General features: G+C 66.6%; 17 protein-coding genes and 1 pseudogene. 9 read left to right on the top strand and 9 right to left on the bottom strand.

From position 1 onward, the window contains the following. Positions 1-5: 5 nt before the first annotated feature. The 3 genes from ACOCMM_RS16845 to ACOCMM_RS16855 all read right to left on the bottom strand — a co-directional run bounded on the left by ACOCMM_RS16845 (position 6) and on the right by ACOCMM_RS16855 (position 3874). Complete coding sequence (locus ACOCMM_RS16845; protein WP_419554284.1) at positions 6-776, bottom strand: SDR family oxidoreductase; 771 nt, start codon at positions 774-776, stop codon at positions 6-8. 70 nt (positions 777-846) lie between these two features. Further along, positions 847-2097, bottom strand: a complete 1251-nt coding sequence (locus tag ACOCMM_RS16850; RefSeq protein WP_419554285.1) for an acyl-CoA dehydrogenase family protein — start codon at positions 2095-2097, stop codon at positions 847-849. Between the two features lie 226 nt (positions 2098-2323). After that, positions 2324-3874 carry an acyl-CoA carboxylase subunit beta gene (locus ACOCMM_RS16855; protein WP_419554286.1) on the bottom strand — a complete coding sequence of 517 codons (1551 nt, stop codon included), beginning with the start codon at positions 3872-3874 and terminating at the stop codon, positions 2324-2326. Positions 3875-4116: 242 nt separating this feature from the next. Between ACOCMM_RS16855 and ACOCMM_RS16860 the strand changes: the two genes are divergently transcribed. Continuing rightward, positions 4117-4332, top strand: a complete 216-nt coding sequence (locus ACOCMM_RS16860) for a hypothetical protein (protein WP_419554287.1) — start codon at positions 4117-4119, stop codon at positions 4330-4332. Between the two features lie 10 nt (positions 4333-4342). Next, positions 4343-4654, top strand: a complete 312-nt coding sequence (locus tag ACOCMM_RS16865; protein ID WP_419554288.1) for a hypothetical protein — start codon at positions 4343-4345, stop codon at positions 4652-4654. A gap of 52 nt (positions 4655-4706) precedes the next feature. Here ACOCMM_RS16865 and ACOCMM_RS16870 read toward each other — a convergent pair whose 3' ends face one another. Continuing rightward, entirely contained in the window at positions 4707-5000 is a 294-nt protein-coding gene (locus tag ACOCMM_RS16870; protein ID WP_419554289.1) for a hypothetical protein, read from the bottom strand. Positions 5001-5105: 105 nt separating this feature from the next. Here ACOCMM_RS16870 and ACOCMM_RS16875 point away from each other — a divergent pair, with 105 nt between their 5' ends. After that, positions 5106-5891 carry an SDR family oxidoreductase gene (locus ACOCMM_RS16875; RefSeq protein WP_419554290.1) on the top strand — a complete coding sequence of 262 codons (786 nt, stop codon included), beginning with the start codon at positions 5106-5108 and terminating at the stop codon, positions 5889-5891. A 57-nt stretch (positions 5892-5948) separates the two neighbouring features. On the opposite strand, the gene ACOCMM_RS16880 is transcribed toward ACOCMM_RS16875, so the two are convergent. Further along, entirely contained in the window at positions 5949-6359 is a 411-nt protein-coding gene (locus tag ACOCMM_RS16880) for an acyl-CoA thioesterase (RefSeq protein WP_419554291.1), read from the bottom strand. A gap of 73 nt (positions 6360-6432) precedes the next feature. On the opposite strand from ACOCMM_RS16880, the gene ACOCMM_RS16885 reads away from it, so the two are divergent. Together ACOCMM_RS16885 and ACOCMM_RS16890 are read left to right on the top strand one after the other, a co-directional pair. Further along, a complete protein-coding gene (locus tag ACOCMM_RS16885; protein WP_419554292.1) occupies positions 6433-8070 on the top strand; it encodes an HD domain-containing protein in 1638 nt (545 codons plus the stop codon). Positions 8071-8222: 152 nt separating this feature from the next. Beyond that, entirely contained in the window at positions 8223-10538 is a 2316-nt protein-coding gene (locus tag ACOCMM_RS16890; RefSeq protein ID WP_419554293.1) for an MMPL family transporter, read from the top strand. A 54-nt stretch (positions 10539-10592) separates the two neighbouring features. Here the strand turns inward: ACOCMM_RS16890 and ACOCMM_RS16895 are convergent, their stop codons facing one another. After that, positions 10593-11072 carry a YbaK/EbsC family protein gene (locus ACOCMM_RS16895; RefSeq protein ID WP_419554294.1) on the bottom strand — a complete coding sequence of 160 codons (480 nt, stop codon included), beginning with the start codon at positions 11070-11072 and terminating at the stop codon, positions 10593-10595. A 37-nt stretch (positions 11073-11109) separates the two neighbouring features. Continuing rightward, positions 11110-12162, bottom strand: a pseudogene (locus tag ACOCMM_RS16900) (LLM class F420-dependent oxidoreductase); the annotation flags it as partial. Positions 12163-12230: 68 nt separating this feature from the next. Between ACOCMM_RS16900 and ACOCMM_RS16905 the strand changes: the two are divergent. Further along, positions 12231-13454 carry an acyl-CoA dehydrogenase family protein gene (locus ACOCMM_RS16905; RefSeq protein ID WP_419554295.1) on the top strand — a complete coding sequence of 408 codons (1224 nt, stop codon included), beginning with the start codon at positions 12231-12233 and terminating at the stop codon, positions 13452-13454. Between the two features lie 47 nt (positions 13455-13501). Beyond that, positions 13502-15103: an FAD-binding oxidoreductase gene (locus tag ACOCMM_RS16910; protein WP_419554296.1), complete on the top strand. Its 1602-nt coding sequence runs from the start codon at positions 13502-13504 to the stop codon at positions 15101-15103. A gap of 111 nt (positions 15104-15214) precedes the next feature. Here the strand turns inward: ACOCMM_RS16910 and ACOCMM_RS16915 are convergent, their stop codons facing one another. Next, positions 15215-16900 carry an ABC transporter substrate-binding protein gene (locus tag ACOCMM_RS16915; protein ID WP_419554297.1) on the bottom strand — a complete coding sequence of 562 codons (1686 nt, stop codon included), beginning with the start codon at positions 16898-16900 and terminating at the stop codon, positions 15215-15217. 229 nt (positions 16901-17129) lie between these two features. On the opposite strand from ACOCMM_RS16915, the gene ACOCMM_RS16920 reads away from it, so the two are divergent. Then, complete coding sequence (locus ACOCMM_RS16920; RefSeq protein ID WP_419554298.1) at positions 17130-18047, top strand: LLM class F420-dependent oxidoreductase; 918 nt, start codon at positions 17130-17132, stop codon at positions 18045-18047. Positions 18048-18080: 33 nt separating this feature from the next. On the opposite strand, the gene ACOCMM_RS16925 is transcribed toward ACOCMM_RS16920, so the two are convergent. Then, on the bottom strand, positions 18081-19985 hold the full coding sequence (locus ACOCMM_RS16925) for an ABC transporter ATP-binding protein (RefSeq protein WP_419554299.1): 1905 nt from the start codon (positions 19983-19985) through the stop codon (positions 18081-18083). Between the two features lie 91 nt (positions 19986-20076). On the opposite strand from ACOCMM_RS16925, the gene ACOCMM_RS16930 reads away from it, so the two are divergent. Next, a complete protein-coding gene (locus tag ACOCMM_RS16930) occupies positions 20077-22101 on the top strand; it encodes an ABC-F family ATP-binding cassette domain-containing protein (RefSeq protein WP_419554300.1) in 2025 nt (674 codons plus the stop codon). Positions 22102-22192 lie beyond the last annotated feature (91 nt).

Consider the following 22192-nt stretch of genomic DNA (forward strand, 5'->3'; position numbering starts at 1 on the left):
CGTTGCTAGCCCTCTTCGAGCGGCAGGTCGCTCGAGATCTTCACACACTCGCCGCCATCGATGTCCATGACGTGCCCAGTCATCCAGGTCGCAGCCGCCGAGAGAAACAGTGCCGCCTCGCCGATGTCAGACGGCTCGCCGAGCCGCTTCATCGGCAGCTGGTTCGCGATTATCTTCCCGCGCGGCCCATCCCAGAGCACGCGCGCAAAATCGGTGCGAATCAGCCCCGGGGCGATGCAGTTGACCCGCACATTGGGACCCAACTCGGCTGCGAGTTGGCGGGTCATGTGCATGAGCGCGTCCTTGAACATGCAATAGACGCCCAGCGCTTCGGAGGTGTGGTGCCCGCCGACCGAGGCAATGTTGATGACCGAACCGCCGTGGGTGGACATCCACATCCGCCACGCCGTCTGGGTCCACTGCAACGGCGCCCGCAGGTTCACTTCGTAGGTCTTGTCGAGCCGCGGAACGTCGCAATCGACCATCGGACCGGCCCACGGGTTGGTCGCGGCGTTGTTGACAAGGATGTCCAGCGATCCGAAGTGCTCGATGGTCTCACCCATCACACGTTCGGCCTGATCGAGATGGCCGATGTGCGAGGCGATGTAATCGCACTCGCCGCCAATGTCGGCAACAGCGGCCTCGCACTTGTCGGCCTTGCGGCTCGTGATCATCACGTTCGCGCCAGCATCAGCGAACGACTTCGCGATGCCCTTGCCGATGCCAGCCGAGCCGCCGGTCACCAGTGCGGTTTTGCCATCCAGTCGCAATTCCATGCTCAGTCCCCTTCAGTCATGGGTGAGTGCGCGTGCGCGCCTAGTTCTTGCGGTTCGAGTTCTGACCCGCTCAATTCTTGCCGATCTGGTTCCACGGACCGCCGTCGGCGCGCGGCTCACGCGGCAGCCCGAGCACCCGGTCGCCCACGATGTTGCGCTGCACCTCGGACGTGCCGGCGTAGATCGTCCCCGGCCTCGCGCCCATGAAGGTCTGCACCCATGAGAGCGAGGAGAACTCTGCGCCGACCGCGTCGGTGTTGATGCCGTTCACCGCCGGATGGCCGCTCGGGGCAGTGGCTTCCATGCCCAGAATCTCCAGCGAGAACTCAGTGAGCCAGTGGTGGTACTCGCTCCATAGCAGCTTGTGCAGCGACGATTCCGGCCCAGGCGCATTGCCCGCAAGCACGTTGGTGACGTTGCGCTGGCCCATCCACTTCATGATCTCGACCTTGCAGTGGGCCTGCGCGAGCTTCTGACGCACCAGCGGATCGTCGGTTGCCCCCCGCTCGACGGCGACCGCAGTGACTCGGTCCAGCTCGTTGCGGAACCGGAGCGCGTCGGTGGTGGCCCCGTGGCCTCGCTCGAAGCCGAGCAGCACGTTCGCCACCCGCCAGCCGTCATTCACGTCGCCGACCACGTTCTCCTTCGCCGTCTTGGCGTCCGTGAAGAACACCTCGTTGAAGTCGTGCCGGTTGTTGATGTTGATAATCGGGCGCATCTCGACGCCGGGCTGATCCACCGGGACCAGCAGGAACGAGATGCCACGGTGCTTGGCCTCGGTGGGGTTCGTCCGGCACAGCACGAAGATCCAGTTGGCCGTGTGGCCGCTGGAGGTCCAGATCTTCTGGCCGTTGATGACCCACTCATCTCCATCGAGCACCGCGCGAGTGCCCAGGTTGGCGAGATCCGAGCCGCTGTCGGGCTCGCTGTAGCCCTGACACCAACGATGCTCGCCGGAGATGATCTTGGGCAGGAAGTGGCGCTTTTGCTCCTCTGTGCCGCACTCGATGATGGCGTTGCCCACCATCGTGATGCTGAAGCCGTCGTTGTCACCTCCCGTCGGCACGCCTGCGGTCAAGAACTCCTCGGCAAGCACGACACGCTCCACCTCGCTGAGCCCGGCGCCGCCATATTCGATCGACCACGACACAGCCAGCAACTGGTTCTCGGACAAGAGCGCACGCCACTCCTCGACGAACTGCTCCCGGGCCTCCTCGGAGAGATCGCCCATTCCGCCCCAGTTGGGCGGCAGGTGCTCGGCCAGGAACGCCTGGATCTTCTCCCGGTAGTCCTCCGCCTCTTCGGTGTATGTGGGATCCATGGTCGCGCTCCCCTATTGCTCGCCGCTGAGTCTGCCACGCGGCTCGTTGCGATGGCTCAGGGGACGCGCGCATGGGTGCGCCCGCGGCGGAGGCGGCAGGGCCCTCTGCTCCGGGAATCCAGCAGGTTCCAACCTCGCAGAGTTCCCTGCCGCCTCCTCCGCTATGGCGTATGTGCCAATCCGCGCATGCTCTCAGGGCCGGTAGCCGCCGTGCCCAGTGGTTCGGCTACGGCCGGTAGCCGAACGTGCTTGGCCCGGGCCGCAGCGAGCGGCGGGCCAGATCTGCCCATTCGCACAGCAGCGGGCGAGTCTCGCGAGGGTCGATGATCTCCTCGACCTCGAAGAACTCCGCCGAACGATGCGGCGAGCGCACCATGTTCAGCCGCTCGCGTATGTCTTCCAGGAGCTCGTCGGGGGCGTCACTGTCGGCGAGGTCCTGCTTGTAGGCGACTTCGATACCGCCCTCGATCGGCAGCGAGCCCCAGTCGCCCGACGGCCAGGCGAAGCGGAAGCTGCGCGCGCCGGGTTTGTTGTTGGCGGCGCCTGCGACACCGAAGGCCTTGCGGATCACCACGCACGCGAAGGGAGCAGTCAACTGCCCGAGCGCCGCCAGCGCAGCCGAACCGAACCGGATGGTGCCGCTCTCCTCGGATTCCTTGCCGATGAGAAAGCCTGGGCAATCCTCAAGGTGCACGACCGGCAGATGGAACGTGGAGGCCGTGTCGAGCAGGCGGATCAGCTTGCGGCATCCATCGGCAGTCCAGCCGCCGCCGTACACGTAGGGATCCTCAGCGAACACCGCCACCGGCCAGCCGTCGAGGCGAGCAAGGCCAGTGATGATCGAGCGTCCCCAGCGGCTCCCGATCTCGAAGAAGCTGCCCTGATCGAACACCGATTCGACGATGGATCGCATCTTGTAGACCCGCCGCGGCTCGCGGGGCACGATCGAGATCAGCTCCTCGTCACGGCGCTGCGGGCTGTCGCCGCTGAGCACGCGCTCTCCCAGCTCGTCGATGTTCGAGGGCAGGTACGACAGGAATTGCCGTGCGCGCTCGAACGCCTCGGCTTCACTGTCGACCACGTCGTCGATGGCGCCGTTCGCAGTGTGGATGTCGGCGTGACCCAGTTCTTCCTTGCCGTGGTCGCCCAGTGACGCCTGCTCCACTAAGGCCGGTCCGGCGATCATCATCTGCGCGGTGTCGCGCACGATCACCGAGTAGTGCGCCGTGGCCACGCGGGCGGCGCCGATGCCCGCAACCGAGCCCAATGCCAGCGATACCGACGGCGCCACTGAGAGGTGGTTCACGATGGTGTCCCAGCCGCGCAGCTCGGGGATGTACGTGCGGCCCGCCATCTCGATGGACTTCACCGATCCACCGCCGCCCATGCCGTCCACCAGCCGGATGTGCGGCAGCCGCATCTCGTAGGCCATGGACTCGGCTGCGTTGCGCTTCTCCGGAATGGTGGCGTCCGACGAGCCGCCCCGCACTGTGAAGTCGTCGCCGGACAGGATGACCGGACGGTCGTCGATGCGAGCGAGGCCGAAGATGAAGTTCGACGGCGTCAGGTGGACGAGGTTGCCGTGATCGTCGTATTCCGCGACGCCGGCGGTCTTGCCGATCTCGTGGAACGAACCCTTGTCGGCCATGGCGTCGATGCGCTCGCGCACGGTCATCTTGCCGAAGAAGTGCTGTCGCTCGACCTTGTCGGGCCCGCCCAGCGCCTCGGCAAACGTCTCCCGGCGCCGAAGCTCAGCAATCTCGCGCTCCCAGCTCATCGGGCCCCCTCTTCTTGCCTTCGCCCCTCGGGTCATGGGACCGCAGCCGTTCACACGCGACAGCAGGATCCAAGTGTCCTGAGGGTACGCGCAGTGCCGAGGTGCTTTGCGGGCGCGCTGCTTCTGGCAGGTGTCTTGCCTGGAGTTTGACTGCTGTCGGGCTGCTGCTCTCGTGTCCAAGTGGACAGGCCATTGCTAAAATAACAGTGATTTTCGTGTTATTTCCATTTACTGTCTCAGCGGTGTCTGCGGATGCGCCGTTCGTTCGGTTGCCCGGTGCCATCGAGCTGAATCGCGACGAGGCGCTCGCTGTGTTGGACGCACTCGACAGCGCAAAAGCGGCAGCTCGAAGCGCGCATGAGCAGCGGGTTGCAGAGGCTGCGATCCTGATCATCACGCGTAAGCTCTGGGACGAGCTCGCGGACATTCTCGAAATGAACGGAGGGCACGATGTCTAGGCCGCCGACCATGCGACATCTCGTCCCGGAGGACCAGCCAGTGCGTGCGCGACTTGCTGCGGAGCGGCTTGGTGTTGATCTGTTCGACATCTACTGCATGATCGAATGGGGCGAGATCGTGGGCGGCCCCGATCCGGATCGCAACGTCGCAGTTCCCGCCGCCGAGATTGACCGCGTGCTTGCGGCTGGCGGTGCCCCGAATTATGCCGAAGTGCTCAGGAAGTACGGATCAGGCGCTGACATCCCTAAGGCCGAGGCACGCCGACTGTCAGCGATGCACGACACGCTCGTGGCCTGCGCGCCGATCGCGCCGTCGGGCTAGCAATCTCGGGCGGACCCCGCCTGGACCGAGCACCGCGTGTTGCGCAGCCAGGTCAGCCGGCGGTGGGGTCAACCAGCAGCTTGACGGCGGCGTTGCGCTTCGTGGCGAGATCGTCGATCGTCTGCGGCAGCTCGTCGAGGGTGACCGTGCCGTTCACGAGTGGGGTGACGCTGATGCGGCCGTCAGCGATGAAACTGGCCGCAGCCCGCATCTCATCAAGGCTGAACGCCAGCGAGGTGTCCACCGAGATCTCCTTGAACAGCCAGCGGTTCGGGCGGATCGTGGCGTCGCTGCCGAGCAAGCCGATCGGGCCGCAGCCGACGACGCACACCACATCGTCGCTCACGTCCTGCGAGATCTCGCTGAGCCAGGGCGCAAAGGCGCGCCCGGACTCTGCGCGTGACAGCGCCCGGACTCAGCGCGTGACAGCGCCCGCACATATCGTGCGCGCATGGAATTGAGACTCGACGGCCGCACAGCCCTCATCACCGGCGGCAGCCGGGGTCTTGGCCGCGCCATGGCCGAGACATTCGCCGCAGCGGGTGCATCAGTTGCGGTGGTGGCACGCGACCGCGACGTGCTCAACGAGACGCTGTCGGCACTGCAGGCTGCGAACCCCCATGCAGCCCATGCGGCGATCTCCGCTGACGTCCGTCAGGCCTCAGAGGTCGCTCGGGCTCATGCCGAGGCCGTGGCCGCATGCGGGCCGATCGACATCCTCGTCAACAACAGCGGGACATCGAACGCCAAGCCGTTTCTCGAGATTGACGATGACGACTGGCAGGACGACTTCGACCTGAAGCTCTTCTCTGCGATCCGGCTGTGCCGGCTGTGCCTGCCGCACATGCGCGACCAGGGCTGGGGTCGCATCATCAACTCGCTGAACATCGGAGCGAAGGCCGCAAGCGCGCAGACGTGCCCGACCGCGGCAACCCGGGCGGCAGGCATGGCGATGACCAAGGCGCTCGCGTCGGAGTTCGCCGCCGACGGCGTCCTCGTGAATGCACTCATCACCGGTTTGCTCGTCACTCACCAGTGGCGTACGCGCTGGGAGCGGGAGGGAGCCGGCACCACGTTCACCGAATTCACCGCAGCGGTCGGGGACCGCATTCCCGCCGGTCGCATGGGCGATGCCCAAGAGTTCGCGAACCTCGCCCTGTTCCTCGCGAGCGATGCCGCCAGCTACGTCACCGGCACCGCCATCAACATCGACGGCGGGTTGTCCCCCGTCGTCTAGCGCCACGAAACCCAACCCGCCGTCGCAACCAACACTGCGGCGGCTGTCCCCCGTCGTCTAGCCGGCCAGCAGCGCTTCGAGCTTGCCCATCAGATCGGGGGGCGGACGGCGGGGCTTGCCGTCGTTGTCGCAGATCGCTGCGACGAGGTTGGCTTCCACGAGCACCGCGTCATCGGCCTCGCGGATGATCCGCTGCTGCCAGCGCGTGCTCGCGCGCCGACGTTCCGCCAGCTCGGTTTCGACACGCAGCGTGTCTCGCGCCGTCGCAGGTTCTCGGAAACGCACCTCGAGGTTGGTCACCACGATCTGCACGTTCTGGTCTGACAGGTCCGGCAACGCGAGATCGGCCGATTCGAGCGCCACGCAGCGGGCTGCCTCGAAGTACGACACATAGGCCGCGTGGTTGACGTGGTTGTAGGGGTCCAACTCGCCGAAGCGCGGCACGATCGTGGTCGCGTGGGTCGCCATCGGCGCAACGCTAGGGCGCAACAGCCGCCGCCATCTTCCGGGTCGCGCACCTATCCCTCTAGCGTTGCGGTACGTGAGCGTCATCGCAGCGATCGACGTGGGAACGAACTCGTTCCACCTCGTCGTCGCATCCGTCGACGCCGAGGGCCATTTCGAGGTGCTGACCCGCGAACGCGAACCGGTCCGGCTGGGTTCGGGCGGCGAGGACATGAAGCGCCTCGAACCCGACGCCATGGATCGCGGCATCGAAACGCTCGGCCGGATGCGACGGATCGCTACCCATGCCGGCGCGACGAGCGTCACAGCGGTGGCCACCAGCGCGGTTCGCGAGGCCGACAACCGCAACGAGTTCACCGAGCGCGCCCGAACTGAGGCCGGCGTGGACATCGAAGTGGTGTCTGGCGTCGAAGAGGCCCGGCTGATCCATCTCGGCGTGCTGGCGGCGGTCCCACTGCTCGACAAACGCCATCTGCTCATCGACATCGGCGGCGGCTCGACGGAGTTCATCATCGGCGACGGCTCCGAGCCTCTGCTGTTGCGCAGCCTGAAGCTGGGCTCGATCCGGCTGACTGATCGCTTCTTTCCCGAAGGTCGGACCTGCGAGCAGTCCGTGCTGGAGTGCCGTATCTACATCGAGTCGTTCCTCGGGCACCTGCCGTCCGAGATCGCGGAGCTTGGCTTCGAGACCGCGGTCGGCTCGTCGGGAACCATCGCGGCACTTGCGCGCATTTGCGCGATCCGGCGTGGCGATCGCGACAGTCGTACCGGGCGGTTGTCATTCACGGCGAAGGAACTTCGCTCGCTCACCGAGGATCTCGTAAACGCCACGGAACCCGCGCACCGCCTCGCTATCGAGGGGTTGGAAGAACGCCGGGCGGACATCATCGTGGGCGGCGTGCTGTTGCTGGAGCAGACGTTCAAGCTGCTCGGCATCAAGCGCATGGAGGTCTCCGACTACGCACTGCGCGAAGGCATCTTGTTCGAGCAGATGCGGCGGGCCGCTGCGCCGGAGCTGGACGCGTTCCATCGCCTCGAGGATCTGCGGCGCTCAGGCGTGATGTACGTGGCGAACAGCTACCACGAAGACCTCGGGCACGCCGAGCACATCACCGATCTGGCACTCGAGTTGTTCGACGGCCTGGGATCGCAGCACGGGCTCGACGATGAGGATCGGGAGCTGTTCGAGGCAGCCTCATTGCTGCACAACGTGGGCATCTTCATCTCCCACAGCGCCCACCACCGCCACAGCTACTACATCATCCGCAACAGCGAGCACCTGACTGGCTTCACCGAGCGCGAGATCGAGATCATCGCCCAGGTGGCCCGCTACCACCGCAAGAGCGCGCCCAAGTCCAAGCACGCAGACTTCGCCTCGCTGAGCTCGACAGACAAGAACAAGGTGCGGTGGATGGCGGCAATGCTTCGGGTGGCGATCGGCCTGGACCGCTCCAACCGTCAGGTCGTGACGCGCGTGCGGGTGGCGGACGCGCGCCCCCATGAACTCAGGCTGATAGCACGGGTCTCACCAGGCGCCGATACCTCGGTGGAGCTGTTCACCGCCCGAGCCCGCAGCGCACTGCTCGAAGTCATCACGGGACGCACGGTGGTGATCCAGCTCGAGGTCGCGGAGACAGGCAAGGCAGTGCACCCGACAAATGGTCTGGCCGCCAGCAAAGCAGCGGCGCCTGCCGAACCCGCCAGCCAGCACTGAAGCCAGCGCACAAGCCGCCCGATCCAAGCACAGCACAGCCCACTCAGGCCAGTAGCTTCGCCGCTTGGTCCCCCCCTCCGGGCGCCGCACCCCGGCCCCTGGTCGTCGCGCTGGGCGGCAACGGCGCTCACCCTCGCGGAAGGAAGACGACTGTGTACGCAGCTCTGGGCCAATGGTGCTTCCGCAACCCGTGGCGCATTCTCGCATCGTGGCTGGTCTTCGCCGTGGCCGCCGCCGTGCTCGCAGGCACCCTTGGCGCCTCCTACGGCGCAGCACTGTCAACCCCCGACTCCGAGGCCAACCGCAGCGCCGAGGTGCTCGAAGACCACTTCGGCAGCGTCGGCTCCACCATCAACGGCACCATCGTGCTCAAGGCCGAGTCCGGCGTGAATGACCCGGCGGTGCGTACGGCCATGACCGAACTGCTCGCCACGGTCGACGCCATCGACGAGGTGACGGTCAGCTCGCCCTACGGCCGGGACGGCGGTCGCCGCATCGCCGTCGGGGGACCGGGCGCCGGCAAGTACGCCTTCGCCGATGTCGAGCTCAGCCGCAACTTCAACGTGGACGAAGCCGGACCCCTGGGCCTCGAGATCATCGACCTCATCGACGCCAGCGGGCTGCGCTCCATGGACGGCGTCGAAGTCGAGATGGGCGGTTCCTGGCTGGCCCGCCAGGAGCCACCCGAAACCGAGGCCATCGGGCTCGCATTCGCCGTCTTCGTGCTGATCGCGGCCGTCGGCTCGGTGGTCGCCATGGGCGTGACGGTCGGGACGGCCTTGATCGGGGTCGGTATCGGCGTGCTGGCCATCACGGCGCTCAGCAACACCGTGACCGTGCCCGAATTCGCGCCAACGCTGGGCGTCATGATCGGCCTCGGCGTGGGCATCGACTACGCGCTCATCATCCTGAACCGCTTCCGGGAGTGGCTCAGCAGAGGGCTCGAGCCCTCCGAGGCCGTGGGCGCCGCGCTGGACTCCGCTGGCCGCTCAGTGGTGTTCGCCGGCGCAACGGTGGTTGTCTCGCTGCTGGGGCTGCTGCTCATCGGCCTGCCCTTCGTGGCCGGCATCGGGCTCTCGGCGGCCGTCACGGTGGCGATCGTGATGGTCGGCTCCATGACCGTGCTGCCCGCCGTGCTGGGTCTGACCGGCGACCGCATGACCACCACCAGGGTCCGCGGCATCACGGCCGCAGCGCTGGTGGCAGTCGCCCTCCTGGGCTTCGGCACCGGTATCCGCCCCCTGCTCGCCGCGCTCCCCGCAGCCGCTGCGGTGTTGATTGCCGGAGCGTTCGGCGGCAATCGCAACCCGCTGCGACGCATCCTGGGTCACCGCGAGCCCAAGGCGCTGCGGGACACAGCGTGGTACCGCCTCAGCCGGGTGGTCCAGGCGCGCCCGTGGCTGTTCGCGCTGGGCGGCACGGCAGTGCTCCTCGTGCTGGCGGCTCCAGTGCTGGGCCTGCGGCTCGGTTTCTCTGACGAGGGCAACTTCCCGCCCGACACCACCACACGCAAGGCGTACGACCTGCTGGCCGAGGGATTCGGCCCCGGTGCAAACGGCCCGTTGTTCATCGTGGCCGAGACATCCGCCCCTGCCGATCTCGGAACGCTTAACGGGCTGTCGGGGGCGCTGAACCAAACCGGCGGCGTCGCATTTGCGTCGCCGGCGGTGCCGAGCCCCGACGGAGGGGCGGCGCTGATCCGGGTTCAGCCGACCACCGGCCCCCAGCACGCCGACACCGAGTCGCTGGTTCACACACTGCGTGACAACGTGATTCCCGCCACCCTCGACGGCACTGGCGTCGACGCCCTGGTCGGCGGCGCAGTGGCGTTCCAGATCGACTTCAGCGACTTCTTGTCCGGGCGCATGCTGATCTTCTTCGCCGCCGTGCTGGGAGCGTCGTTCCTGCTTCTGATGGCAGTCTTCCGTTCGCTGATCGTGCCGCTGAAAGCCGTCGTCATGAACATGCTGTCGATCGGTGCGTCCTACGGCGTGCTGGTGGCCGTGTTCCAGTGGGGCTGGTTCGGCAGCGTGCTCGGGATCGAGGCGGCGCCGATCGAGCCGTTCATCCCGATGATGCTCTTCGCGGTCCTGTTCGGGCTGTCGATGGACTATGAAGTCTTCCTGCTGTCGCGCATGAAAGAGGAGTACGAGCGCACCGGCGACCCGGTCAACTCCGTCGCCGACGGCCTTGCCGCCACCGCTCGGGTGATCACCGCCGCGGCGGCGATCATGGTGGTGGTCTTCGGCAGCTTCGTGCTGGAGGACAACCGGGTCGTCAAGCTGTTCGGTATGGGTCTCGCGACGGCCATCGCCATCGACGCGACGCTCGTACGGATGCTCATCGTGCCCTCCACCATGGAGCTGCTCGGCGCCCGCAACTGGTGGCTGCCACGCTGGCTCGACCGCATCATCCCGAATCTTCGTATTGAGGGCGAGCTGCGTGAGCAGTCCCAGCGGCCTGCCTGAGGGCGAGACCGCAACGCCAGCGAGTCTCAGCGGTCGGCGCCCCGCCAGAGGCGGTCAACCATCGACGAAATCAGCAACCTCTGCCCTGCTGGCGCGCACCAGCTCGTCGGGCGTCAGCTCGAACACCGTGTCGGGCGTTCCTGCGGCCGCCCACACAGTGTCGTAGGTCAGCAGCGCTCGGTCCACCACTGCCCGCAGCGGACGAGCATGGCCGAACGGGGGCGTGCCTCCGATCGCATAGCCCGTGGCGTCGCGCACCCCGTCAGCGTCGGCTCGGGTGATCGTGCCGCCGAGCACCGTCCCGAGCTGCGCCGTGTCCACACGGTTGGCACCCGACGTCAGCGCCAGCACGGCCTCGCCGTCGCACAGGAACACCAACGACTTCACGATCTGGCCCAGCTCGCAGCCCACTGCTGCAGCCGCTTGCGCGGCCGTGCGCGTGCCGTCGGGAAAGCGCAGGATCTCCGGCGCCATCCCCACCTCTTGTGCTCCGGCCAAGAATCGCTCGCGAGCGCTCGCACGCCCCGAGCTCATGTGATTGCTGTCGGCCGCTGCCCCAGACGCCGTCTGGCTATTCAGCCCACGCCTTGATCTGGGAGATGACCTCGAGGGGGTTCTCGGTCTCGGGCGGGATGGTGATATCCAGGTAGCTCACGCCGACCGAGCGGTACACCTCGACACGCTCCTTTACCCGCTCGGGATCGCCGGTGAGGCTGGCCCGGTCGACATAGTCGTCAGGCACCGCGGCGAACGCCTCGTCGCGCTTGCCGGTCAGGAACAGGTCCTGGATCTTCTCCGCCTCGTCCAGGTAGCCGTACCGCTTGAACAGGTCGTTGTAGAAGTTCTTGTCGCGCGCGCCCATGCCGCCCACGTAGAAGCCGACAGTGTCCCGCACGCCCTTGCGCACCGAATCGACCATCGGGCCGTCGCCGAGCGCCACGGTGCCGCCGGCCACGATCTGCAGATCGCCGAGGTCGTCGGCCCGGCGGGCGCCGCCGGTCTCCAGCGGGTCACCCCACACCTCGTTGAACTTCTCGGGCAGGAAATGGATCGGCTGCCAGACGTTGGCCAGCTCTGCGGTCAGCTCGACGTTGCGCGGCCCGATCGAAGCCACCGCAATCGGGATGTCCTGGCGATACGGCTTGCCCATGCGCTTGAGCGGCTTGCCCAGCCCGCTGCCCTCGCCCTCGGGCAGGGGCAGGCTGACGGCCCGACCGTCGTGGACGACCCTGTCGCCCGCCCACACCTTGCGGCAGATCTCGATCACGTCTCGGGTACGGCCGAGCGGCTTCGAGAACGGCACGCCGTGCCAGCCCTCGATCACCTGCGGGCCCGAGGTGCCGAGACCCAGGATGAAACGGCCCTCCGACAGCGTGTCGATCGTCATGGCGGTCTGGGCAAGGATGGTTGGGCTGCGCGAGTAGATCGGCAGGATGCCGGTCATGAGCTGCACGCGCTCGGTCTTGGCCGCGACGTACGCGAGGGTGGAGACCAGATCGAAGCCGTAGATCTCGCCGCCCCACAGCATGTCGACGCCGGCAGCTTCGAGATCGGCCACATGTCGGCTCAGCCGCTTGGGGTCCAAGCTCGCACCGGCTCCAATCGCCATGGATATCTTCATCGATGTACTCCATCCGCTGGGGGGTCGGCGCGCATGTTAGAAGCAACACCACACCGACGTCAGGCCGACGCATGAGCGATGCAACGCACACAGGTGCCAGCGAGGTCCCGAATGACGGGTCAGTCGACGACACTGCCGACGAGATCATTGACACGCTGCGTCACTGGGTGGACGACGTTGTCGTGCCGGGATCGTCGGCGCTGGAGCTTGCCGACGAGTACCTCACCGAGATGGCCGAACAGATGGAGGCGTTCGGTCTGTTCGGCGCGACCATCGGTGAATCGCACGGCGGACTCAACCTCGACCACCTCACTTACGCACGGGTGATCGAGGAACTCTCACGGGGCTGGATGTCGCTGGCGGGCATTATCAACAGCCACCTCATCTGCGCCAAGCTCATCTCGCAGTTCGGCACCGCAGAGCAACAGGACCGCTCGCTAACGCGGATGGCCACCGGCAAGCTGCGCGGCTGCTTCTCGTTGTCCGAGCCCGACAGCGGCTCCGACGCCGGCGCCCTGCGCTGCCGAGCAGTCCGCGACGGAGACGAGTTCGTCATCAATGGCACGAAGATGTGGGTCACCAACGGCGAGCGCGCGGGCATCGTGGCGCTGCTGGCGCGCGTGCCCGAAGGCGATGCGTCCGGCAGTTCGGGCATCACCTGCTTCCTGGTGGACAAGACACCGGGGAAGACCTCGGGCGGCATCACCGTCAGCCGCAAGATCGACAAGATCGGGTACCGCGGCCTCGAGACCGTCGAGATGTCCTACGTGGATCACCGCGTGCCCGCCGACCGGGTGCTGGGCGGCGATGGTCTCAATGGAGCAGGGGGCATCGGCAACGGGCTTCGCTGGGCACTCGCTGCGCTGGAGCTGGGCCGCATCAACGTGGCCGCCCGTGGCGTCGGCGTGGCTCAGGCCGCCTACGACGCGGCGGTGGCGTACGCGAAGCAGCGCGAGGCCTTCGGCAAGCCCATAGCGAAGCACCAGGCCATCGCGTTCAAGATCGCCGAGATGGCCACCAAGCTGCACGCTGCACGGCTCATGACCTACGACGCCGCCCGCAAGGCCGACGCGGGCGAGCGGGTCGATCTGGCCGCGGGGATGGCAAAGCTGTTCGCCTCCGAGACCGCCGCGGAGTTGGCGCTGGATGCCATGCGCATTCACGGCGGCAACGGCTACAGCACCGAATATCCAGTGGAGCGCTACTACCGCGATGCGCCGCTGATGATCATCGGCGAGGGCACCAGCGAGATCCAGAAGCTGGTCATCAGCAGGGCACTGCTCGCCGACGACTGAGATGCTGCGCGCCTAGTTTGACGCTCACGCACGTGGAGGCATGAGAGATGGCAGACCGCAAGTCATTCTGGGCGTGGTGCCTGGAATCAGAGGAACCGACGGACGCCGATCGAGCGGCGCTGGCAGCAAAGCTGTCGGCCCAGTACGGCACTGAGATCACGGCCAAGCCGGTGCCCTCGGTCGACGACGCCGACCTGCGCGCACCCCGCATTGCGATTCCGGACTCGGTCGCGGACTGGTGCTCGGTAAGCACCTACGACCGTGCCCGCTACGCCTACGGCGCCCACTTCACCGAGCGGGTGCGAGCGTTCAACCTGGACTTCCCGAACCCGCCCGACGTCGTGGCGCACCCTCGCAACGAGACCGAGGTGGAGGCCACGCTCGACTGGTGCGACGCCAACGGCTACATCGCCGTGCCCTACGGGGGCGGCTCGTCGGTGGTGTGGGGTCTCGCACCCCCCGAAGACCGCGGTCCCACCGTCATCATCTCGCTGGACCAACTCGACCAAGTGCTCGAGATCGACAACGTGTCGCGGGCGGCTCGCATCCAGGCCGGCGTCTTCGGCCCGCATCTCGAAGACCAGCTACGACCGAGCGGACACACGCTGCGGCATTTCCCCCAGTCGTTCCGCTTCTCGACGCTGGGAGGCTGGATCGCCACGCGTTCAGGCGGCCACTACGCCACCAACCACACGCACATCGACGAGTTCGTGGAGTCGGCGCGGATGATCACACCGTCGGGCTGGTGGGAGTCGCGCCGCCTGCCGGGCTCGGGCGCGGGCCCCAGCCCCGACCGCATGGTGATCGGCTCGGAAGGCATCTACGGGATCATTACCGAGGCGTGGATGCGCATCCAGAAGCGGCCCACGTTCCGAGCCACAGCCGGCATCACTTTCCCATCGTGGGAAGCCGGGTACGACGCCGTGCGACACCTTGTACAGGCGAAGCTGTGGCCGGCCAATCTGCGAATCCTCGACCCCGCGGAGGCTGGCCGTGCCGCCGGGATGGACGGCGAGCACGCACTGGTCATCGTGTCGTTCGAGTCAGCAGAGCTGACCCAGCGCCACAACATCGCACAAGCCGCCGAGATCGCACGCAGCTGCGGTGGGCATCTTCCCGACGACGAGATCCAAATCGACGACGGCACGGGCACGCCGACCGGCCGTGGCGGTGCCGTGGGGGCATGGCGCAGTGCGTTCATCGGCGTCGGCAATGGTGTCGAGACCTCGCTGGGCCTCATCAATGACACCTTCGAGACTGCGATCACCTGGGACCAATGGCCCGAATTCGACGCCGTCGTGCGCGAGAAGGTGGGCGCGGTGCTCGCTGAGGTGTTCGGCGAGCACTACTCGCTCTCGTGTCGGTTCACCCACGTCTACACCGACGGCCCGGCGCCGTACTACACGTGGTCGGGCATGGGCACCCAGGGCGGCGAGCTCGAGCAGTGGCAAACCGTCAAGGACGCCGCCAACGAAGTGCTCGTGTCCGCAGGCGGGACCGCCACCCACCACCATGCGGTGGGCCGCATGCACCGGCCGAACGCGTACGACCGCCAGCGTCCAGAGCTGTTCGCCGAGGCCATCCGAGCCGCAAAGAAGCGCCTCGACCCCAACGGCATTCTCAACCCCGGCGTCCTCATCGACCCATAGACGCGACGAGCGGCCGCCGCTGCCGAGGATTGCTCCCCGGCGGCGACGGCCGCTCTGTCTCGCTCAGTCAGTCAGGACTAACGGCAGCCCCGACTCTGATGCGGCGCCTGCCTAGCGGCAGCCGCCGTCGTCCTTGTCCCAGACGCAGTTGCCTGAAGCGCCGTTCACGTCGATGACGTTCGAGACGATCCAGGAGTGCGTGGACGAGTCGTACTGGCTGAAGTCCGTGCCCTCGATCGGGAACGCATCTGCGTTGCCGTTCATGGCGAACGTGATGCCATCCAGGAAGATCGGGTGATGGATGTCAATCGCCCGCACCGACAGGATGAAGTTCGTCCGGTTCAGGCCGTCCGGCAGCTCCGCAGCGATGCGCAGTGCCTCGATGTACGGGTAGCCAATCATGTAGCCGTTGCCGAACATCGCGATGTCGGGATCGAGATCGTTCGCTTCCAAGCTCGCACGGACGAACTGGATGAACGCATCGCCCTCGATCAGCACCGGGTCGGTGGTGTCCTTGACACCGCCGCCGACGATGTACCAGCCGTCTCCATCATCTCCAGCGGGAGAGATCCAGCTGGCCGGTGCCTTGCACACCGACGGAGTGAAGGCCGCGGACAGCTCTTCCTTCAGACCCGAAGCCGCCACCTCTTGAATGGCCAGCAGGCACGCGTTGCCCGCGGTCATCGAGATGTAGACATCCGGATCGCCTGCTGCGATCGTCGTGATCTCGTTCGTGATCGTCGGCGATGCCGGGTCGTGACGCACCGGGATGAACTCCGACACAACGTCGGGATTGTTGTGCGCGTAGTCCTCGAACCCCAGCTCGTAGGCCAAGCCGAAGTCGTTGTCCATCACCAGACCGGCAACCCTGACCGGCAGCTCACCGGCAAGGTTTTCCTTGATCCAGTTGCCCCACAGCACAGATTCCGTCGAATAGGACAGGATGCTGCCAGTGGTCCATGGATGCACCTCGGGGTCGCCCCACGCCGGGTGGCCCGTCCACACGAACGGCTGCGGGATGCACTCGGCGTTCAGCGTGCCGTACACCGCCAGCGTGTTCGGCGAACCCAGAGTGTGGATGGAGAAGACGTTGTCGTTCTCGATCAGCTCGTCGACGAACTCAATGGTCTGTGCAGCGACATAGGCATCGTCATAGGACTTCATCACGACATTGCGACCGGCAATACCGCCCTCGGAGTTGACGTGGCCGAGATACGTCTGCCAGCCGAGTCGAGCGTTGCCGTACAACGCCAGCGTGCCCGACTGCGGGCCCGTCTGACCGATACGGATCTCGGTGTCGGTGATGCCCTCGGTGTTCGACCAGTCGTCAGGACACTCATTGAGGTCAATCGTGAAGCCCTCGGGGCCGCGCAGGATGTTGTCGTCGCCGACGCCGAAGTCGCCGGACTCGATGCCAGCGGTCAGCCGCTCAACGACCTTCGCACGACGAGACTCGGCTTCTGCGAAGATGCCCTCGATGGTGGAGCGGTCAACCTCCATCATCTCCTCTTCGTCGACCACCTCCTCCTCTTCGGCCATCTCGTCCTCTTGCGACGCCTGCTCGATGACGTCCTGGCTGAGACCGCCGGCCTCCTCCTCAGGTTCGTCGTCGGCCATCTCCTCTTCGTCGACCATCTCCTCCTCTTCGGCCATCTCCTCTTCTTCGGCCATGGCCTCGGTGGTCTGCGTCTCGGCAGCGTCGTCGCCGTCGTCGTCGCCGCCGCAGGCGGCCGCTACGAGCGAGAACGCGAAGAGCAGCGCTAGCAAGCGCAGAAGGCGGTTCTTGGATAGTTGCATGGGTCCCTCCTCGGTGGAACTGCAGCCACCGCAGCATCGCAAGATGGACGACGAGGGCCGTGGCCCTCGACCGTCCCCCAAAGACCGCCGCGGCGGTTCGCGCGAGAGTAATCGCGTTGCGCAGAGCGTGTTTCGCTGACTTGCGACGATCCTGTGACAATCCCGGACTTGGACGATGGAATTTCGATTGCACGGCACGCTCAAGCGGCTCGGAATAGCGTGTCGGCCCATGGAATGGGGAGTCACTCTGCCGCACTTGGGACGCGTCGGTACACGCGACGGGCTCATCACGTTCGCCTCGGAAGTCGATCAGCTCGGCTTCGCTTCTGGCTGGGCGTCCGATCATGTCTGTTGGCCCGCCGAGCTGGTCTCGCACTATCCCTACTCTGACGACGGTTCGTTCCCGGCGCCGCCGAAGACCGGATGGCTCGACCCCATCGGCACGCTGCAATTCGTTGCAGCGGTCACCGAGAACCTGCGGTTGGGTTTCAGCGTGCTGATCCTTCCCTACCGACCACCGGTCGAGACGGCGAAGCGTCTGGCGACCATCGACGTGCTGTCGAATGGCCGGCTGATCCTGGGCGTGGGCGTGGGCTGGATGCGCGAGGAAGCCGAGGTGCTGGGCATGCCGTGGGAGCGCCGCGGCAAGCGCTCTGACGAGCAGCTCGAAGTGTTCCGCACGTTGTTCTCCGAAGACGACCCGAGCTTCGACGGTGAGTTCTATTCGTTCCCGGCGGTCGGCTTCGAGCCCAAGCCCGTACAGGACCCGGTACCAGTGTGGGTGGGCGGCAATTCGGCGGCTGCGTATCGGCGTGTGGCGCGGTACGGGCACGGCTTCCATGCGGCATTCGAACCGCTGGACGACGTCACGGCCGGCTGGTCGCAGGTGGGTGAGGCATGCGATGCTGCCGGCCGCGATCGCAACGAGATCACCCTGTCGTTGCGTTACTACCTCGACCCGGCGTCGGCGATGAAGCCGGCCGTGTCGATTGCCGGCAGCACCGAGCAGATGATCGACAGCGTGGGCCACGTCGCAGATACCGGCGTGACGCACCTAGTGCTCGACCCAGTGGCGCGCGGCGGCATCGAGGGCCGCCTCGACGCGCTGCGCGCCTTCATGGCCGACGTGGCCCCCCAATTCGCGTAGCACTCCGCTCTGGGTACACGACACTCGCCGTGTTCAACGACTCTGCAGGCTCGTGAGCCTGCGTTCGAAGTCGCGGTTCTCGAAGTAGCTGCAGCTGCCGTTGGCGTAGACCACACCGTCGTGGCACATCGCCTCGATAGTGCCGCCGCCGTATTGCTCGAAGTACAGGCCGGCATAGACGCCACCGGCCGCCAGCAAGGTGTCGTGGTCGCCGCTCTCGACAATCTTCCCGTGGTTGATGACATGGATCGTGTCGGCGGCCTGGATCGTCGAGAGTCGGTGCGCGACCGCCAGCGTCGTCCGGCTCCTCAGCAACTCACCGAGCGCTTCTTGAATGCGCCGTTCTGAGGCGGTGTCGAGCGCGGAAGTGGCTTCGTCGAGCACCAGCACCCGTGGATCGGCGAGCAGCACCCTGGCGATAGCGACCCGCTGGCGCTCGCCGCCCGACAGCCGGGTGCCGCGCTCGCCGACACCGGTGTCATAGCCGGCGGGCAACTCGACGATCCGGTCGTGGATGGCCGCCGCTCGGCACGCCTTCTCGATCTCCTCGTCAGTCGCCGTCGGGCTGCCGTAGACCAGATTGTCCCGCAGCGTCCCCGCGAACAGGTAGCTCTCCTGGGTGACAAAGCCGACTGCTCGGGGCAGCGAGGCGAGCGCGATCTGCCGCAAGTCGGTGCCGTCGATGGTGATCGAGCCCCGCGTGGGGTCGTAGAGGCGAGCGGCAAGATTCAAGATGGTGGTCTTGCCGCTTCCCGACGGCCCGACGAATGCGATGAGCTGGCGCGGTGATGCCGTGAGCGTCACGTCTTGAAGTGCTTCGTGACCGGGATCGGACCCGTACGCGAAATGCACATGGTCGAACCGGACCTCGCCTTGAGTCGTCGCAGGCACCAGCGAGACAGGATTCTCGACATCGGCGATATCGATCGGCGTGTCGAGATAGCCGAAGATGCGGCGGAAGAGCGCCCGAGAGGACTGCAGCTCCACGGTTGTCTCCAGCAGACGAGCCACCGGATAGAACAACCGGCTCTGCAGGGTGGTGACCGCCACGACCGTGCCTGCCGTGAGGGCAAAGTCGCGGCGCAACAGCAATGCCGCCACCAGATACGTGGCGATTGGCGCCACAGACATGAACGTGCCGATCACGGAGAAGAAGGCATACCCGATGGACTGCTGCTTGGTCGCGGCCTGAGCCAACCGCTCATTGGCAGCCGCGAATCGAGCGATTTCTGCATCCGAACGCCCGAACAGCTTCGACAGCGTGATGCCCGACACGGACAGCGTCTCTTGGGTGATGACGCTCATCTCAGCGGTGGCGGTTTGAGTCTCGTGGGTGTACCGCTCCCGGCGACGGCCGACGACCCTGGTCGCGTACACGTAGATCGGCACGGTGGCCAATGACAGCACCGTCAGCGGAACCGACAGCAATGCCATCGCGACGAGGGCGCCCACGAACGTCACGGCATTCGACAGCACCGAGGTGATCGTGCTGGTTACCGCCGTCTGAATGCCTCCCACATCGCTGTTGATCCGTGACTGCAGATCGCCGGTGCGTGTGCTGGCATAGAAGCTCACCGAGAGATGCTGCAGATGCGCGTACAGCATGTTGCGCAGATCCCGCAGCACACCCTGACCGAGGCGGTTGGTGGCGACGGTTTGGAACACCTCCAATGTGCCCGAAACCACCGATGTCGCAACCATGACGGCAGCCAGCAGCAGCACCAATCCCAAGTCGACGCCGGCGGGAGCGAACAGCCCTTCGTCGAACACCACCCGTAGGAGCAGGGGGTTGACAATTCCCAAGCCGGCTACGAAGAACACCAAGAGCGCGACGCCGATGACGCGACCACGATGCGGCCCGAACAGCCCGATCACCCGCCGCCAGCTGAAGCCGTCGGCACCAGAGCGGTCAGTGTGCGGTTCTTTCACGGCGCCCATCGTCGCAGAATCACAACCCGTCCCGGGCGCCGCCTGCGGGCCGGCGCGTGCCTCATGCGCCGGCAGGCTGGCCCACCGGCAGACTCAGGCCGTGCTGTGGGCCTCGTCGCTTGCCAAGTCGTACCCGCCGCGGCGGCTGTTCGCCGATGTCAGCGTGCAGCTCGCGGCAGGGCGGCGAGTGGCGCTGGTGGGGGGCAACGGAGTCGGCAAGACAACGCTGCTCGAGATCCTGGCGGGCATCGCCGAGCCAGATGAGGGCGAGATCCACCGCCAGAGTGGGCTGACCCTCGGCTACCTGCCCCAGGAGCTCGACGAGATCACTGAGGGCACCGTGCTCGAGGCGACGCTGGCCGGCGCAGGCGACATCACCGCGATGACCGCCGAGCTGCGCTCGCTGGAGGCGCGGCTGGCCGATGTCGACGCTGCCGACCACGACGACGTGCTTGCCCGCTACGGCGAGCGGGAGGCCCACTTCCGTCAGATCGGCGGGTACGGATTCGAAGCCGAAGCCCACCGGGTGCTCGCCGGGCTGGGCTTCGCTCCCGACGACGCTCAGCGGCCCGTCGCGCAGCTGTCGGGCGGCTGGCGGATGCGGGTCGCGCTGGCGCAGCTGCTTCTGGCGAAGCCCGATGTTCTGCTGGCAGACGAGCCCACCAACCACCTCGATGTGGACTCGGTGGCCTGGCTGGAAGACCAGCTCGCCTCGTGGGACGGCGGGCTGCTGTTCGTCAGCCACGACCGCGACTTCATCGACGCGGTCGCCAATCGGGTCATCGAGATGGACGGCGTCAGCGCGCACGAGCACGTCGGCGGCTTCGCGGAGTTCGTTGCTGCTCGCGAGGAGCGCATCGCAGCCGCGGAAGCGGCCGCGGCCACGCAGTCACGCCGCCGGGCGCACACGGAGCGGTTCATCGAGCGATTCCGCTACAAGGCCAGCAAAGCCCGCCAGGTGCAGAGCCGGATCAAAGCGCTCGACAAGCTGGCGCCGGTCGAGGTTCCGAGCCGCAAGGAGTTGGCAGCTCGCTTCGGGTTCGGCACGCCGCGGCGCTCGTCGCGGGTGGTCGTGGAGCTGATTGACGCTGTCCTCGGCTATGACGACGGCGATGCGCCGGTGCTCGAAGGGGTGGACCTGGTCATCGAACGCGGCACCAAGGTGGGCGTGGTCGGACCCAACGGCGCAGGCAAGACAACGCTGCTGCGGGTGCTGCAGGGCGAACTGGGGATCCAAGGCGGCGAGCTGCACCGAGGGCGCAACGTGGACATGGCCACCTTCGCTCAGCACCTCACGGAGGTCATGGACCCCCGCCGGTCGGTAGTGGAGGAGTTCACCGCATCGGTGGGCGACCGGCCGGGGCGGAACGTGCGAACGATGCTCGGCGGTTTCGGCTTCCCAGGCGACGCCGCGGATCGCAAGGTGGCCGACCTGTCCGGCGGCGAGCGCACGCGGCTGGCACTCGGGATCACCATGGCGAATCCCGTCAACCTGCTCGTGCTCGACGAGCCGACGAACCACCTCGACCTGCCGAGCTGCGACCTGCTGGAGGATGCGCTGTCGGTCTATCCGGGCACGGTGCTGCTGGTGACCCACGACCGCCATCTCATCCGCAGCGTGGCCGACTCGCTGATCGTGGTGCGCGACGGCACCGCCACCCTGCACCCGGGCGTCGACGAGGACCTGCTGCGGCCGCCTGGGCTGAGTTCGAGACGGACCGCCGGAGGGAGCACCGCAGGAAGCACCAGCACACAGAACGCCGATGGTCGGCGCGGCGCCGCAGGCAGGTCCAGCGGTCGATCCGGCGCCGTCACCGGAGCACCGACATCCCGAGCGGCCGCTGCTGAGCGCCGCCGCGAGGGGGCCAGCAAGCGCCGGGCTGCCCACGATGCGACCGCGGAGCTGCGCCGGGCGCTGGCGGCCGCCGAGCGTGCCTGGGAATCCGCCGAGCACCGGGTCGCAGAATTGCAGGCGCGCCTCGGCGATCCCGCCACCTACGACGACTCGGACCTTGCCCGCCAGGTCGCCGAGGATTACGGAAGTGCAAAATCCGAGGCCATGCGCCACATGACCGAATGCGAGTCACTGCAACGTCGCATCGAGCGCACCGCGGCCGACCTGTAGTCACCTGCGGCTGAGATCGGTGGGCGGTCCATTCCGCAGCACCTTCCATGACGGAAGGATGCTCAGCGAAGTTTCCGCAACGACATGAATT

The organism is Candidatus Poriferisodalis sp. (assembly GCF_965198245.1).
Classification (GTDB): domain Bacteria; phylum Actinomycetota; class Acidimicrobiia; order Acidimicrobiales; family Poriferisodalaceae; genus Poriferisodalis.

Excerpts from the sequence above, each read along its gene's own strand:
- ACOCMM_RS16875 (WP_419554290.1), top strand. The coding sequence starts at position 5,106 with ATGGAATTGAGACTCGACGGCCGCACAGCCCTCATCACCGGCGGCAGC.
- ACOCMM_RS16855 (WP_419554286.1), bottom strand. The coding sequence starts at position 3,874 with ATGAGCTGGGAGCGCGAGATTGCTGAGCTTCGGCGCCGGGAGACGTTT.
- ACOCMM_RS16915 (WP_419554297.1), bottom strand. The coding sequence starts at position 16,900 with ATGCAACTATCCAAGAACCGCCTTCTGCGCTTGCTAGCGCTGCTCTTC.
- ACOCMM_RS16845 (WP_419554284.1), bottom strand. The coding sequence starts at position 776 with ATGGAATTGCGACTGGATGGCAAAACCGCACTGGTGACCGGCGGCTCG.
- ACOCMM_RS16925 (WP_419554299.1), bottom strand. The coding sequence starts at position 19,985 with ATGGGCGCCGTGAAAGAACCGCACACTGACCGCTCTGGTGCCGACGGC.
- ACOCMM_RS16910 (WP_419554296.1), top strand. The coding sequence starts at position 13,502 with ATGGCAGACCGCAAGTCATTCTGGGCGTGGTGCCTGGAATCAGAGGAA.
- ACOCMM_RS16895 (WP_419554294.1), bottom strand. The coding sequence starts at position 11,072 with ATGAGCTCGGGGCGTGCGAGCGCTCGCGAGCGATTCTTGGCCGGAGCA.
- ACOCMM_RS16865 (WP_419554288.1), top strand. The coding sequence starts at position 4,343 with ATGCGACATCTCGTCCCGGAGGACCAGCCAGTGCGTGCGCGACTTGCT.
- ACOCMM_RS16850 (WP_419554285.1), bottom strand. The coding sequence starts at position 2,097 with ATGGATCCCACATACACCGAAGAGGCGGAGGACTACCGGGAGAAGATC.
- ACOCMM_RS16880 (WP_419554291.1), bottom strand. The coding sequence starts at position 6,359 with ATGGCGACCCACGCGACCACGATCGTGCCGCGCTTCGGCGAGTTGGAC.
- ACOCMM_RS16920 (WP_419554298.1), top strand. The coding sequence starts at position 17,130 with ATGGAATGGGGAGTCACTCTGCCGCACTTGGGACGCGTCGGTACACGC.
- ACOCMM_RS16905 (WP_419554295.1), top strand. The coding sequence starts at position 12,231 with ATGAGCGATGCAACGCACACAGGTGCCAGCGAGGTCCCGAATGACGGG.